The sequence below is a fragment of the Youngiibacter multivorans genome, from assembly GCF_017873395.1.
Classification (GTDB): Bacteria; Bacillota; Clostridia; order Clostridiales; family Clostridiaceae; genus Youngiibacter; species Youngiibacter multivorans.
The window spans coordinates 1-15,387 of record NZ_JAGGKC010000024.1; the positions used below are offsets into that span (position 1 = coordinate 1).

Annotated in this window: 13 protein-coding genes; all 13 read left to right on the forward strand. The window is 34.1% G+C overall.

Annotation, left to right across the window (positions count from 1 at the left end; translation table 11 throughout):
- Positions 1 to 351 precede the first annotated feature (351 nt).
- The 13 genes from J2Z34_RS12825 to glf all read left to right on the forward strand — a co-directional run bounded on the left by J2Z34_RS12825 (position 352) and on the right by glf (position 15,351).
- Positions 352 to 1,743, forward strand: coding sequence for a sugar transferase (locus J2Z34_RS12825; protein WP_209460271.1), 1,392 nt, complete (start codon positions 352 to 354; stop codon positions 1,741 to 1,743).
- 337 nt (positions 1,744 to 2,080) lie between these two features.
- The gene (locus tag J2Z34_RS12830; protein ID WP_245250731.1) at positions 2,081 to 2,869 is read left to right on the forward strand and encodes a WecB/TagA/CpsF family glycosyltransferase; all 789 of its coding nucleotides are present in this window, start codon (positions 2,081 to 2,083) and stop codon (positions 2,867 to 2,869) included.
- Positions 2,870 to 3,110: 241 nt separating this feature from the next.
- Positions 3,111 to 4,337, forward strand: coding sequence for a glycosyltransferase family 4 protein (locus tag J2Z34_RS17895; RefSeq protein WP_209460272.1), 1,227 nt, complete (start codon positions 3,111 to 3,113; stop codon positions 4,335 to 4,337).
- A 23-nt stretch (positions 4,338 to 4,360) separates the two neighbouring features.
- The gene (locus J2Z34_RS12840) at positions 4,361 to 5,464 is read left to right on the forward strand and encodes a glycosyltransferase family 4 protein (protein WP_209460273.1); all 1,104 of its coding nucleotides are present in this window, start codon (positions 4,361 to 4,363) and stop codon (positions 5,462 to 5,464) included.
- Entirely contained in the window at positions 5,461 to 6,651 is a 1,191-nt protein-coding gene (locus tag J2Z34_RS12845) for a glycosyltransferase family protein (protein WP_209460274.1), read from the forward strand. Before J2Z34_RS12840 ends, J2Z34_RS12845 begins: the two co-directional genes overlap by 4 nt.
- 18 nt (positions 6,652 to 6,669) lie before the next feature.
- Complete coding sequence (locus J2Z34_RS12850) at positions 6,670 to 7,953, forward strand: glycosyltransferase family 4 protein (protein ID WP_209460275.1); 1,284 nt, start codon at positions 6,670 to 6,672, stop codon at positions 7,951 to 7,953.
- Positions 7,950 to 8,570, forward strand: coding sequence for an acyltransferase (locus tag J2Z34_RS12855; protein WP_209460276.1), 621 nt, complete (start codon positions 7,950 to 7,952; stop codon positions 8,568 to 8,570). The genes J2Z34_RS12850 and J2Z34_RS12855 overlap by 4 nt, the downstream gene beginning before the upstream one ends.
- 21 nt (positions 8,571 to 8,591) lie before the next feature.
- The gene (locus tag J2Z34_RS12860; RefSeq protein WP_209460277.1) at positions 8,592 to 9,188 is read left to right on the forward strand and encodes a serine acetyltransferase; all 597 of its coding nucleotides are present in this window, start codon (positions 8,592 to 8,594) and stop codon (positions 9,186 to 9,188) included.
- A gap of 2 nt (positions 9,189 to 9,190) precedes the next feature.
- Complete coding sequence (locus J2Z34_RS12865) at positions 9,191 to 10,432, forward strand: O-antigen ligase family protein (protein WP_209460278.1); 1,242 nt, start codon at positions 9,191 to 9,193, stop codon at positions 10,430 to 10,432.
- Between the two features lie 88 nt (positions 10,433 to 10,520).
- Positions 10,521 to 11,408, forward strand: a complete 888-nt coding sequence (locus J2Z34_RS12870; RefSeq protein ID WP_209460279.1) for a glycosyltransferase — start codon at positions 10,521 to 10,523, stop codon at positions 11,406 to 11,408.
- Between the two features lie 236 nt (positions 11,409 to 11,644).
- Positions 11,645 to 13,093, forward strand: coding sequence for a flippase (locus tag J2Z34_RS12875; RefSeq protein ID WP_209460280.1), 1,449 nt, complete (start codon positions 11,645 to 11,647; stop codon positions 13,091 to 13,093).
- Positions 13,086 to 14,219 (forward strand): polysaccharide pyruvyl transferase family protein, encoded by a 1,134-nt coding sequence (locus J2Z34_RS12880; protein WP_209460281.1) that lies wholly within the window; start codon positions 13,086 to 13,088, stop codon positions 14,217 to 14,219. Before J2Z34_RS12875 ends, J2Z34_RS12880 begins: the two co-directional genes overlap by 8 nt.
- A 16-nt stretch (positions 14,220 to 14,235) precedes the next feature.
- Complete coding sequence (gene glf, locus J2Z34_RS12885) at positions 14,236 to 15,351, forward strand: UDP-galactopyranose mutase (protein WP_209460282.1); 1,116 nt, start codon at positions 14,236 to 14,238, stop codon at positions 15,349 to 15,351.
- Positions 15,352 to 15,387: the final 36 nt, after the last annotated feature.

Genomic DNA, 15,387 nt, shown 5'->3' on the forward strand with positions numbered 1-15,387 from the left:
AATATACAATAGATATTACTTGGAATTCCAAAGAAAAAGACCTGAGCTCTTAACTCAGATCTTAGTTAATGTTCGGTACTTTTTCAGCGTCCTCCTATTGGACTGTGATGTTTACAAATGAGGTTTTAGAATATAGCTTCACACAGCAACTTAGGCTTCTATAGAAGATGTAGATAGTACAGGTTACTTGAAGAGTTGTACGTACATTAGGTGTCAAAGAAAAAAAACAAAAGACACAGAATATATAGACATAAACATGTATACCCAAAAGACCACTCATTACCTATTATGTTTGAGAGATTTTAAGTATTGAAATAAATGCAGAAAGATTCAGATTAAGGGGGAGAGAAAGTGTTAAGAGAATTCGGGGCGATTTTAGAGGATATATCGAAGCTGGTTGATTTTATGATCCTCAGTTTAGGTTTTTACTTCTGTGTTGAAATCTACAGATATAACCATCAGATGGCTGGAAGTGTCTGGGAACAGTATTTTCTTATCTTCCTTATCTATATGTTCTGCTGGACCATTAGTTCCACAGCTTACCGCGTTTATCAATCCCGGCGATTCATGACTGCTCTATTTGAAATGAGACAGCTTCTTTTAGCTCATGCAGCAACCTTTGCAGTTACACTAGCTATTGTTACTCTGTACAAGCCTTCAATTATGCATAACAGGTTTTTATTCTATTTCGAAGCCATGGCTCTTGGCTTGACAGTATCTGTTCATCTGTTTGTAAGAATAGTGCTTCAGTCATGGCGTACTATGGGTAGAAACACAAGGTATGTGCTGATTCTTGGAAATGGTAAGGCAGCTCATGCTTATGTAGAAAAAGTGAATTCTAATCCTCAGCTTGGATACAAAATAATCGGATATCTGGCTCCTGAAAGAAATTGCCTTGAACTACCATACTTAGGTGATTATTCAAAGCTTGAATCTGTATTGAGAAGCAAAGTAATTGACTTAACTGTCGTAACTGCATCTGTATCTGATGAGAAGGTCAAGGATTGTCTTGAACAGCTTGGAATCATGGGAAAGACAGTATCTATATTACTCGATGAAATAGCTGCTAAGGTTACTCGTAGCAGACCTGTAAATTTTGGCGGACTAACGATGGTCGCATATGACGCCCGACCAAGACTTCCAATGCAGGAACTATTTAAAAGAGTGATTGACATAGTATTATCCGGTGCTGGAATTATAGTTCTCAGTCCAATATTAGTAGCAATAGCAATAGCAGTTAAGGTATCATCAAAAGGTCCAGTATTCTTTGCTCAAGATAGAATCGGTATAAATGGACGAAAATTTAAAATGCTCAAGTTCAGGTCAATGGTAGTCAATGCTGAAGAACTAAAAGCCAAGCTCGCTCACCTTAATGAGATGAGCGGTCCGGTATTCAAGATTACAAATGATCCAAGGGTAACTAATGTAGGAAGGTTTTTAAGAAAAACAAGCCTGGATGAATTGCCACAGCTTTGGAATGTTTTAGTGGGTGAAATGAGTCTGGTGGGTCCAAGACCTCCTCTTCTGAGTGAAGTCAATATGTATGATCCAAAGCATCGTAAGCGCTTATCAGTAAAGCCAGGTATAACATGCATCTGGCAGATAAGTGGTAGGAATGACGTTGATTTTGAACAGTGGATGGAAATGGATGCAGAATATGTGGATAGGTGGTCGCTCTGGATGGATATGGAGATTTTAGCGAAGACGGTGCCAGCTGTGTTGTTGAAGAAGGGTGCGAGTTAAGAACGAATAATACAGGTTGTATAAGTTGAAGGCTATCAAAAAGTCGTATATGTATAGTAATGTTAAATTTGTTTTAATAGTAAGTAGTACGAGTAAATTGGGCTCAATAACCACACCAAAGAATTATTACTTTAGTATAAGGCTAGGTAAGAGAGATGCAGTAACTGAGGTACTGAACTTTTCGGGATGAGTCAAATGATATGTAGGAGTGACATCAGGTCTTTAGAATGTAGTGAAACTAGAACTTAAGTAATTTGATAATTGGTTCATACTCCAGGGTGTGAAACTAATTTCTATAGTAGTGGTTGGTTAAAAGTTAAGATATAGGTGAAGATTTATGAATGAAATAAGCAAAAAGATCAAATATGCGCGATTAGTCGAAAAATCTCTTATACCAACATGTAGGATCATGGGGGTCAATATTGCTGCAATTAATATGGATTGGCTATTAGAATTTACAAATAAGAATGTTAATAATTTATCTGGAGACTATATGTGCGTTGCGAACGTACATACTACAGTTGTAGCCTTTGAGGACAAGGATTATTGCGCGGTTCAAAATGGCGGGATTATGGCAATTCCCGATGGAGGACCGCTTTCTACTATCGGTAGAAGACGTGGCCACAAACAAATGGAAAGAATTACTGGTCCAAGCTACATGGACGAAGTTTTCAAAATTTCACCTAATAAAGGGTATCGACATTATTTCTATGGTTCTACCGAGGAAACTCTTGAGAATCTGTCTAATAAGTTGGTAGAGAAATATCCCTGTATTAAAATTGCTGGCATGTATAGTCCCCCTTTTCGCACACTTACCAATGTAGAAGATGAAGATATTATAATGCGTATTAATGAAGCTGAAGCCAACTTCGTCTGGGTCGGTCTTGGAGCACCTAAGCAAGAAAAGTGGATGGCTGCACATCAAGGATTGATTAAAGGATTCATGGTAGGAGTGGGTGCTGGCTTCGATTATTATGCAGGAAATATTGAAAGAGCTCCTGAATGGATGCAGAAAATGAATTTAGAATGGGTGTATAGACTTTTACAGGATCCCAAAAGATTGTTTAATCGATATTTGCACACCAATACTAAATTTATGTGGGAAGCAATGTTTAGAGGAAGGTAAAATATTTTATTTATACAACATAAATGAATCAAAAACTTTGCTATTAAGAAATTAGCTTTTTGGCAATTTTATTTGTGAAACGCTATCTATTTTCGGAAAGTTAGAGAATAAACAAACCAGCAACTCGACATTATATATCATTTTTAATAATCAAACTGAAGAGTAAAATAGTTAAATTTTGCATTTTAGTAGATATTCGTTTGGTTTTTTTATGGAATATTTTAAGAAGGGAAGTGAATAGGTGAATATATTAGCTTCTGCTTACGCTTGTGATCCATATGATGGTTCAGAGCGGGCTGTTGGTTGGAATTGGATTTGCGAAATAGATAATTTTCACCAGGTTACTGCTCTTGTTAGCTCTGTGTATAAATGTAACATTGAGGATTATAAACGGAATAATCCAGATTCTTTAAAGAATACGGAATTCGTATATATTGCTGTACCTAAGCCATTAAGTTTCTGGCATAGGGGGTACAGGGGTGAAAGAATATACTATATTATGTGGCAAATATGTGCTGCTAATGTTGCCAAAAAGCTTGTTCTAAAGCAAAAATTTGATTTAGTGCATCATATTACTTATGTTACATGTGTTTTGCCAACCTATATGCATAAATTGGGTCTTCCGTTTTTGTATGGGCCTGTAGCAGGCGGAGATCAAATACCAAAGGTTATTGGTTATCCTATTGGTTTTAAAACGGCTATTTTCGAAAAGGTTCGTAAATTTTCTCAAATAATATTTACTTCAACACCTAATTTTAAGAGGACTGTTAAGTTTGCTTCAATGATATTGACAGCCACGGAGGAGACTTCTCGGCTAATTCCTAAGAAATACCATAACAAAATCAAAATTTTTCAAGCCATTGGATTAAGCGATCAGTTTCTATATCCAGAACCTCAGTTTAAACAGAATAAGAAATGTAGATTTCTAATGGTTGGGCGCATGTTGAAACTAAAGGGCTTTGAAATAGGTATAGACGCATTTGTAAGTGCGTTAAATACAGGTATTAATGCTGAATTGGTAATTTTAGGTGATGGAAATTCGGAACATCTGCGTACGCTCAAGAAGAAGAGTGAAACTGTTCATGAGGCGATTAAATTCACTGAACAAGTTGAATATAAGAAAATGCGTCAATTTTATCAAGAATTTGATGTTTTACTAAACTGCAGTATGAGAGATTCCGGAGGATTTGTTGTGATTGAAGCAATGGGGTGCGGGTTGCCAGTTATTTGTATTGATACAGCGGGACCGAAAGTAAATACTACAATAGATTCTGCAATTAAAATTAAACCAGCAAATTATTCTGTCATGAAAAAGAATCTTAAAGAGGCCATCATAAATATGGCAAATAATCCTGAGTTAAGAGAAACTATGGGAAGGGCAGCATATAACAGAGCAATAAATAAATTTGCCGCATCTAACCGAACTAAAATAATGAATGAATTCTACAATCAAATAATAACCAAGTAATTGGTATAAGGACAGATAACGACATGAGAAAGAATATAGGAAAAAATAGACATAGTATATGTATGGTAGTACAAGACCCTATGGTAAAGGGCGGTATTGCAGCAGTGGTTAACGGATATCGAGGATCCCACATAGAAAGTGATTACAATATTATATATGTAGAATCCTATAAAGATGGTGGAAAAGTAACTAAGCTTTTAAAAGGTATCAAAGGTTACTTACATTTTGCAAAGGTGCTTTTAATTGATAAACCGGAATTGGTGCAAATTCATTCTTCATTCGGTGCTTCATTCTACAGGAAACTACCATTCATTTATATGGCTTCTTGGGCGAAACATCCTATTATCAATCATATTCACGGAGCTGATTTTGAGAAGTTTTATGCAAATGCGGGGGAAAAGAAAAAAAAATTAATAAAGAAAGTATATGAAAAATGTGCTATTTTGGTTGCACTGTCTTCTGAATGGAAAAGATGTCTAGCGCAGGTAGTGCCTGAAGAGAAGATATGCGTTATTGAGAATTACAGCATTCTGCATGAGGATGCTTTAAAAAACCGACTTACTAGGAAATCCAATAGCACTGTTCTTTTTTTAGGTGAATTGGGAAAGCGTAAAGGCTGCTATGATATCCCAGCTGTGGTAGAAAAAGTTGTAAAAGTTGTTCCCCGTGTGAGATTTATGCTTTGTGGTGCTGGCTCCCCTGAAGATGAGGCTGCAATCAAGAAACTGATTGAAGGAAAAGGCTTGGGAAACAATATTATTTTCCCAGGATGGCTAAGAGATACGGCAAAGGATAAAGTCCTCAGGGATGCTGATGTGTTCTTTCTGCCCTCATACAACGAAGGAATGCCGATGTCTGTCTTAGATGCGATGGGTTATGGTCTTCCTATCGTGAGTACTAATGTCGGTGGCATTTCGAAGATTTTACATGATGGAGAGAACGGGATATGTTGCAATGCCGGAGATATTAATGGATTTGCTCAAGGAATTATAAGACTATTGAATGATAAGAAGACCTGTGAGATGTTTGGTAAGGAAAGCTTCAGTATTGTGAAGAAAGGATATTCTCTGCAATCACATTTGAAGTCGATTGAAGAATTGTATAATCGGTTGTTGATGGAAATATGAAAAAACGACTTTTTATATTAACGAATGACCCAGTACCTTACGGAACTGCCAATGCTAATTATATACGAAACTTTGCTAAATCTGTATCCAATGCCAATTGGCATGTAATTGTAATTGGAATGAAAAATGATGACAGTCAACGAGAAATTTATAAGGTAGAAGATAAAGATGATTTTGATATTGAATATTGGAATTTGAATGCTTCTAGAATCGGATGGAAGAATTATTTAAAAGTTTATTTCACTTATGATAAAAGTTATCAAGAAGCACTAAATAAATTTAATGCGAACAGGAATGACTACATTTATTTGTATTCAACTGAACTTTCGACAGCGAAAGCGGTTGTTAATTTTTATAAAATCGAAAATAACCACAAAGCATATGGTGAAGTTGAATGGTTTCAGTCATTTCAATACAAATATAAATCATTTAACCCGCTATATCATATGTGGAAAAAAGGGTTTCTGTACAGAGTTAGAAACTTTGAAAAGGCAATTCCGATAAGTCGAAATCTTGAAAAATTTTGTCAGAAACACGATTGTAAAACCTTGGTAGTACCTGCTTTAGTTGACACAAACATTATTGGAAACGGCAGTTCAATTACTCAGGATGGTGTTGTTCATTTCATTTATCCTGGAGCAGCGAGCGACAAAGATTCTTTTCTATGTATGTTGACTGCTTTTAGTAGGCTATCTGAGGATGAAAAAAAAATTGTTAGGTTCCATTTGACGAGTAGTATGAATTATAAAAAGTTGAAAACTATTTTTTATGGAAGCGAAATTGTTCTTGAAAAATTAAAAGACATTCTTGTTTATCACGGATGGATGGAATATCAAGACCTACTTAATTTATATTGGATTTCCGATTATCTCCTTCTTGCACGGGCAAGAAATACAGTCACAATATCAAATTTTCCAAGTAAGGTACCAGAGATGATGAATTATGGTATTGTACCGGTTTGTTCGAGGGTTGGTGACTACACAAGCAGATATTTGAAGGATGGATTTGATTCAATTCAATTTAACGAAGATAATACCGAGAGTTGCATAGAAGCATTAAGAAAAGCAATCGAAATCAAAAAAAACAAGGAATTATCTGAATTGAAGAGAAATGCCCGGTTGACAGCAGTAAACATATTCGACTACAGAAATTGGGGAAATCAAATAACACAGTTCTTGCAGTCTTGAAACTTAATGGAGTGAAACATGAAGGTACTTTGGATGGTTAATGTAAAATTACCAGCAGTTTATAGAGCTAAAGGTGAAGATAATAAATCATATGTTGCAGGATGGCTTAATCAGGTTTCAGAAAGGTTTTTAAATAGAAGCGATCTTGAGTTGGTTGTGTGCTATCCAAGTATTACACATAATTATGAATATGGTGAAAGTGGTAATTTAAAATATTATGGTTTAATTTTTAATGATAAAAAACTCAGAAACGGAAACTTACTTGAGGATGATTATGTTCCTGCTTTGGAAATAATACTAAAAAATGAGTTGCCAGACGTAATACACATTCACGGAACTGAATTTCAATATGCTTATTTTATGACAGTAGCCGCACAAAACCTAGATATGATTGATAAGGTTGCAATTTCTATCCAGGGTATGGTTAGTTTTTATGCAAAACACTATTTGTTTGGTATTCCCTGGAGCGTAAAACATGGAAAAACATTAAAAGAATTCATTCAGAATAGTAGCACATATGCGGGATACAAGAGTTATCTTCGTAGAGGTATATATGAATATAAAGCAATTCAAAATGCACGGTTTGTTATAGGTCGGACGAATTGGGATAGGGGCTGTACTTATCTTGTTAGTCCTAAAGCTGAGTACCTATTCTGTAATGAGACACTCCGTGAAAATTTTTATACAGATAATTGGGATTATTCTAAGTGTAGACCGTATTCTATTTTTGTGAGTCAAGCATCCTATCCTATAAAGGGTTTTCATCTTTTTTTGGAGGCGTTGAAAGTAGTAAAAAAATTACATCCTAATGTGTCAGTGAGGGTAGCTGGGGCTAATCTACTGAAGGATAATTTTGTCAAAGGCAGTACCTATGCTTTATATCTTCAACATCTGATTCGAAAACATGATTTATATCAAAATATAGAATTCATTGGGAATCAAACAGCGGAGCAAATGAAAAAAGAAATGCTTTCAGCAAATGTGTTTGTGTCGTCATCTATTATTGAAAATTCTCCGAATTCCTTAGGAGAAGGAATGGTGTTGGGAGTACCTTGTATATCTTCAGATGTTGGTGGAGTAGCAGAATTAATGATTCATAATTATGAAGGTTATATTTATCCACTGAATGAGACGTATATGTTGGCTTATTATATCATAGATGTTTTCAATAATCCTGATAAAGCTACACTAATGGGGCAGAATGCGAGAAAACATGCGTTGATCACTCACAATGCAGATACCAATTTTAAAGCGCTCATGGAGATATATCTACGTATAACTGGAAAAGAGGAAATGAATTGAAGTTAGCGTTCTATTTTAAAAAAGCAATCAATATGTATAGTGTAAAATTTTGGACACCGATAAATAAGATTTCATTTACAATAAATGGTATTAAGTATAATAAAGGGCTACGTGTAAGGGGAAAAGTATATTATATTCAACACAGCAAAGAATCTTCTGTAGAAATTGGAAGCAATGTATTCATTAATTCAGCGCCTAAGGCTAATCCAATTGGATTTGTTGATAGGGTTAACATTCAGATGGTTGATTCAGGCAAGTTGATTATTGGCGATAACTGTGGCATTTCAAATTGTGCATTTACCTGTTCAAATCAGATACAATTGGGAAATCATGTGTTATTAGGCGCTGGCTGTAAGTTGTTTGATACAGATTTCCATGCATTGGATTATCACGAGCGTATTAAGGGTAATTACAAAGGGGCACCAATTAAGACATCGCCTATAATAATCGAAGAAGGTGTCTTTGTAGGAGCAGGTTCAATTATTTTAAAGGGGGTAACGATTGGTAGACATAGTATCATAGGAGCCGGATCTGTGGTAACTAAAAACATACCACCTGGCGAAGTCTGGGCAGGAAATCCTGCAACGTTTGTTAGAAAGATTGAAGAGGATGCATAGTAGATATGTAATAGGATTATCATGATAAATAATAAGAATGATTTAAGTTTTTACCTTGAAAGAGACCGTCTTGCCGACGGATACGACGGAGTGAAACCAAATCCATTTGGAAGTTGGCCAAATCGGATTTGGCAATATAAAATATTTTTACGAAAAGCAGAATACTACCGCAATTTAAATAGTAAAAATATTTTGCAGAGAATTTCAGAGAAATACTACCTTTATCGCTATACAAGTTGCGGTATAAAATTGGGATATACAATTCCTCTGAATGTTGTAGAGGAAGGCTTGTCTTTGCCTCATTATGGAACGATAATTATTAATGCTAACTCACATATTGGGAAAAACTGTCGTATTATGGCAGGCGTTGTAATAGGATCAACAAATGGCACAAATATTGCTGCAATTATTGGTGACAATGTATATATTGGAGCTGGTGCGAAGATTATTGGGAATATTTCTATAGGAGATAATACGGTTATTGGTGCGAATAGCGTTGTAACTAAGAATATCGGTCTTAACATTACAGTGGCGGGTGTTCCAGCAAGAAAAATCAGTGATAATTCCTCTTTTATGAATTTGTCATCAAGCCTAGATTTATTACATAAAGGGGAATAGCAATGCATAGACGAAAATTATCGCAGCGAGAGATAACGGTTTGGATCTTGGTATATATACTATTCATTGCACATGGCACTAATATATTTAATTTTGTGAATATGTTGACTGCATTTGTTTTTACAAGTTTGATTCTAATTTTATGTTATTACTATAGAGTGGAAATTTCAGTAAAACTTTTTTTTGCTTTTGTTTTGCTATTACTAAATCATGTAGTTACGGGCATAATTACAGGAGCGAGTGTTAGCGAAGGATTTAATTTTACTGGCTGGATGTTAATGTTTTTTTCTGTTATGATAGTCAAACTTTTATATAAACTTGACAATAATGTAATGGTGAAATTTATTAAGGTGGTTGTTCTATTTTCTATTATTAGTCTACTATGTTATGCATTAGTACAACTTGGATTTGGAAATGTAATTTCAACAATATTTAGAACGTACAAATCAGGTATGGGTACGGTTGCTGGGAAATGGTTATATGTTTATAATTTGCGGAATCCCCAACGTAATAGCGGGGTTTTTACTGAGCCAGGTATATATCAAGTTATTTTAGTAATGTGCATATACGTTATGGTTTTTTTAAGAGATAGAATATATTTATCGAATATTCAATACAACATTTCATTGGTAATTCTATTGGTAACACTTGTGACAACAAAATCAGCAGCAGGCTTTATTGGATTATTCGCAATAATGTGTACATTTTTGTTGAAGAGGAAAAAGAGAAATGATTACATTATTGTAGTATTTATGGTTTCTGTATTTGGATTTCTAGTATTTGACTATTGTACAAATGGATACAATAGTATACTAGAAAAATATTTTTTTGGGAAAATTGTAGAAACTGCAGAACTGAACACTAATCTTACTTCAGGTGGAGCGCGTCTTGTTGCTATGCAATTAGGAATCGAATCTGCGTTAAAACACCCATTTGGAATTGGATTTATTGGGTGGCAAAATAAATTGTATGAGATATATGGTGCTAATATTGGAACGGGGAATGCTTTGTTTAGTCAATTGGGCATACGAGGTTTTCCCGCATTTTTTTTAACTCTGTATATAGCTATTATGCCGGCTACTAAAAACAAAAAGAGTATGTTAGAAGTTTCGCTTTATGTGTTTTTATATATTTATATATCGATAGTTCAATCAAGTGTTTTATATCCAGCAGTTGTATTGACAGCGTATTTACCTCAACACTTGAACTTTAGTGGGGAAATAAAGTATAGATCAAATAAATGATTATCATATTTACGAATCTTGAACTAAATAAATAATAAATTGAATAACTACTAATAAATAGAAAGAAAGAGGAAAAGGAGTTTTTTATATGAGTGTTGCAGCAGTTATCGTGACGTATAATCGAAGTGATCTATTGATGGCAAATCTTGACATGCTGAATTATCAAACCAGAAAATTTGATTCAATAATAATTATTGATAATGCGAGTACTGATGGAACTGAGGAAAAATTAAGAGAAAAGCAATATTTTAAGAATTTACCGATAGATTATATACTACTTAATTCTAATACCGGTGGAGCGGGAGGTTTTAGTTATGGTGTCAAATACGCATACGATATGGGCTTTGACTGGATTGTATTGATGGATGATGACGGTAAACCTGCCAACAGTATGACAATAGAAAAGCTCGTAAACCGAGGTGAATATTTATACATAAGTAAAAATAGATGCGTAATGATAAATTCTTTAGTAACCTACGATGGTGAAAATCTAAGCTTTACTATTCCATATACAATGAATGAAATTAAGGTTGCTCAAAAAACTGGACAGTTGCTTGAAGGAGCGATTAGTCCTTTTAACTGTACACTCATTTCAAAAGAAGTTGTCACTTGTGTAGGAGCTCCTAGAGCAGATTTCTTTATTGCATGTGATGAACGTGAATATATTGCTAGAAATCAAAGAAATGGAACATATATTGCAACAGTTTCGGATTCTATTTATCTTCATCCACAATCTAGAGATGGATTAATAAAAGATAAATGTAACTTCTATGAGACTTTTGAAAATACAAATAAAGAGTACTATTATACACGAAATACAATATGTATGGAAAAGAATTTAAGAAGTGCCCTGCGGGTATTAACGAATAGAATAATTACTATTTCAAAATTTGAAGATAAGAAATTTGAACGTTTGTGTATATGTACAAAGGCTACAGTTGATGCATTGCTTGGTAGAATGGGTAAGAGAATGTAATCTAGCTAGTTGTTTACTTGAGAAGATAAATAGTAAATTTCTAATGGATAGAGATTTATATTTATCAATTGTAAATGAAGGGACATAGAAAAGGATTATTCTGAGATTTATGAAATCTGAATTATATTTAATAAGAATCAGAATACTCTAATATTTATTAAATTCGTAACTAACTATGTATGGATATAAATTTTAAGATACATACGTAGTCTTTGTATATACTTGGAGAATGAATAATGATAAAAAAACAAAGCATTAAAAAAAATCTCATATATAATACATTATATCAGCTATTCACTTTGATTACTCCCTTTATAACTGCACCTTATACAGCGAGGGTCTTGGGGGCTGAAGGTATTGGACTTCAAAGTTTTATCGGGTCAATTTCGTCATATTTTATATTATTTTCTGCGCTTGGTACTGCGGCTTACGGCCAAAGAGAAATTGCACGATGCAGAGATGAGGTAAGGACTCGCTCAAAAGTATTTTGGGGAATTGTGCTTGTAAAAGGTATTTGTACCTTTTTTGCATTATTTATATGGAGCTTAATTATTATTCTTAGCTCAGAATATACACTATATTACGCGGTATCAACTATTACAATCATGGCATCATTTTTGGATATTTCTTGGTTTTTCGCAGGAAATGAAGATTTTAAAACGATAGTAATTAGAAATATATTTGTTCGTCTAGTTGGAATAGTTAGTCTTTTCATATTTATTAAGAGTGTTAATGATTTGGTAATCTATATTGCAATATTAGCTTTGTCGACATTTTTTGGCAACTTATCCATGTGGTTAGCACTTCCAAGTTATGTATGTAAGATAGCAATAAAGGATATTGAGCTAAAATACCATTTTAAAGAAACAATGGTTTACTTCATTCCAACGGTTGCAGTATCTGTTTATACAATTCTGGATAAAACTATGCTTGGATTTCTTACGGATGGAACATATGAAAATGGTTATTATGAACAAGCTCATAAGTTAGTAGATATTACAAAAGCTATTATCATTTCTATTAATTCGGTAATGTATACTAGAATGTCATATTTATTCAAACAAGGGCAACTTATAGAAATGAAGAGAAGATTAAATCAGTCAATTAATGTAATTTTTTTCATTGCTTTACCGATGATTTTTGGGATGATAGGAATCGGAAAAACTTTGGTACCATGGTTTTTTGGAGATGGTTATGAAAAAGTGGTTTATCTTATCTATCTTTGCATGCCTCTTGTTTTGATTATCGGTTTGAGTAATTGTTTAGGACAACAATATTTGACACCATCAGGGCAACGAGCAAAAAGTAACAAGGTGATTATAATTGGAGCAGTAATAAACTTTTGTCTAAATTTATTGCTTATTCCCAAGTACGAATCTTTTGGCGCAGCAGTAGCTTCTGTTTTTGCTGAGTTAGCTATTCTTACAGTGTATATTAAGATTAGTTCATCACAGCTTGAATTCGATAAATTGATAAGTCAAAATATTCCAAGATTAATTAGCGCCGTTCTGATGTTTTTAGTTGTTTATAATAGCAATGGTTTTTTTGCGATTGGAACCATTAATCTTTTGGTACAGATAATTAGTGGTGCATTAGTCTATTTTTTAGTATTAATATTGATGAAAGATGAATTGATTATGGACTTAGTTCGAAATCAATTTAATAGGATAAAAAAGAATGAGTAGAATATTATTATATGGCATGTGCGGAATGGATAATTTAGGTGATGATTTAATGTATAGTGCGATAAGTCGCTACCTTAATCAAAACAATATAAAGATTGATTTCATTGAAAGAGTTAAATGGAAAAACTATTTTTTTAATGAAAAGAAGCCGACATGTGTTAAATTTATTATTTATAATGCGTTTTTTACGAGAGTCGGATTTGCAATAAGAAAATATATAAATGTGCTTTACTCAAAATTCAGAGATATTGAATTTGCTTGTGTTATGAAAAAAATGCAGGAGGGTTATTCCGCACTAGTGTTTTTGGGTGGAGGATACTTAACTAGCGATTATTCTGTTATGTCGGAAGATGAGCTAGATAATATATTATTATTAATAAACACCGCAAAAAAGGCTGGAATAAAAGTCATTTTTTCAGGACTTACTGTTGGACCTTTTGAAGAAAAAAAATATCTTAGTAAAAAGGTTGCAGATATTCTGAAGTTTGGAGATTGGCTTTCTGTTCGAGATAAGTTTTCCCTGAATGAAATTGAAAAACTAGGATTAAAAGCCGAACTTATTGGTGACAATATATTTCTTTTTGGTAGTGAAAATAAGTGTAGAGAGTGTGATTTTTCAGGTAAATACATAATTGTAAATCTTAAGAGCCATATGGATCAATCACAAAACCTGGTTGAAAGAAAAAAAATCATTGCACAACTCTGTGTAAAATATAATGGAATCGTTAAAGTTGTTCCATTTAGATCTGATGTTGATGGCGAGGAATATAAAATCAATCAATTATTGGCTGATCAACTAGTAAATCTAGGAATCGAATGTGAGCTAATCATTCCAAATTCAGTGGACGAATTGATTAATTTATATTCTAATGCACATATTGTAATAGGCAGTGCGTATCATTGTGTTGCATTAGCGTTACTATTCAAAAGGAAATTATATACTTGGTATGACGGATTATACTATCAGTATAAAATTGATGGTATTATTGAATTGTGTGGAGCGAAATCGAAAGAATTGATTGGAACCAGAATATTTGAGATACTTGATGGTTCAGCTATATCAACAGATTATAGAGTTGAGTTGGTCAAAAGAGAGTGGAATAATATTGTCCAACTGATTAAATGAGAGGAGAAATTTCAACATGTACAATTATTTAGTTGTTGGAGCAGGTCTCTATGGCGCGATTTTTGCTCGGGAAGCTAAAAAGGCAGGCAAGTCTGTTCTGGTGATTGACAAGCGTCCGAATATTGCAGGAAATATTTATACCGAAGATATTGAAGGTATCCATGTCCATAAATATGGTGCACACATTTTTCATACTAACAACAAGAGGGTATGGGACTATATTAGACAGTTTGCGGAGTTCAACCGCTTTACAAACAGTCCGGTGGCAAATTATCACGGTGAGCTTTATTCGCTTCCTTTCAATATGTACACCTTCAATAAGATGTGGGGTGTCATAACTCCAGCAGAGGCAGCAGCAAAGATTGAAATGCAAAAGAAAGAGGCTGGTATTAAAGAGCCTAAGAATCTTGAGGAGCAGGCAATTTCATTAGTGGGAAGAGATATATTTGAAAAACTGGTTAAGGGATATACAGAGAAGCAGTGGGGTCGTAACTGTAAAGAATTGCCAGCATTCATAATTAATCGTCTGCCTGTGAGACTAACATTTGACAATAATTATTTCAATGCGCTGTATCAAGGTATCCCAATAGGTGGTTATACAAAGCTGGTTGCGAATCTACTAGAGGGTATTGAGGTCCGTCTAAATACGAACTACTTGGATGATATGGAAGAATTCAATAATATTGCAGAGAAAATTGTATACACCGGACCGGTTGACGCTTATTTTGGTTATAGGCTTGGAACACTTGAGTATCGTACTGTACATTTTGAGACAGAACTGCTTGATATGCGGAACTATCAAGGTAATGCAGTAGTAAACTATACAGACAGTATAACTCCATGGACTCGTATTATCGAACACAAGTGGTTTGAGTTCGGCAAGGATGACGAGTGCAATGAGATACCAAAGACAATAATCAGTCGAGAATATTCCACCGAATGGCTACCGGGTGATGAGCCATACTACCCAGTAAATGATGAAAAGAACAGCTCGCTTTATGTTCTATACAAAAATTTAGCAGATTCTGAAATGAATGTAATCTTTGGCGGTCGGTTGGGTGAGTATAAATATTACGATATGGACGTCACGATTGCTTCAGCCTTGAATCTGTGTGAGATTGAACTCGACTAGTTTAGAGTGTAAATATTGAATAATCTAGTTTTAAAA

Excerpts from the sequence above, each read along its gene's own strand:
- J2Z34_RS12830 (WP_245250731.1), top strand. The coding sequence starts at position 2,081 with ATGAATGAAATAAGCAAAAAGATCAAATATGCGCGATTAGTCGAAAAA.
- J2Z34_RS12840 (WP_209460273.1), top strand. The coding sequence starts at position 4,361 with ATGAGAAAGAATATAGGAAAAAATAGACATAGTATATGTATGGTAGTA.
- J2Z34_RS12845 (WP_209460274.1), top strand. The coding sequence starts at position 5,461 with ATGAAAAAACGACTTTTTATATTAACGAATGACCCAGTACCTTACGGA.
- J2Z34_RS12850 (WP_209460275.1), top strand. The coding sequence starts at position 6,670 with ATGAAGGTACTTTGGATGGTTAATGTAAAATTACCAGCAGTTTATAGA.
- J2Z34_RS12860 (WP_209460277.1), top strand. The coding sequence starts at position 8,592 with ATGATAAATAATAAGAATGATTTAAGTTTTTACCTTGAAAGAGACCGT.
- J2Z34_RS12865 (WP_209460278.1), top strand. The coding sequence starts at position 9,191 with ATGCATAGACGAAAATTATCGCAGCGAGAGATAACGGTTTGGATCTTG.
- J2Z34_RS12870 (WP_209460279.1), top strand. The coding sequence starts at position 10,521 with ATGAGTGTTGCAGCAGTTATCGTGACGTATAATCGAAGTGATCTATTG.
- J2Z34_RS12875 (WP_209460280.1), top strand. The coding sequence starts at position 11,645 with ATGATAAAAAAACAAAGCATTAAAAAAAATCTCATATATAATACATTA.
- J2Z34_RS12880 (WP_209460281.1), top strand. The coding sequence starts at position 13,086 with ATGAGTAGAATATTATTATATGGCATGTGCGGAATGGATAATTTAGGT.
- glf (WP_209460282.1), top strand. The coding sequence starts at position 14,236 with ATGTACAATTATTTAGTTGTTGGAGCAGGTCTCTATGGCGCGATTTTT.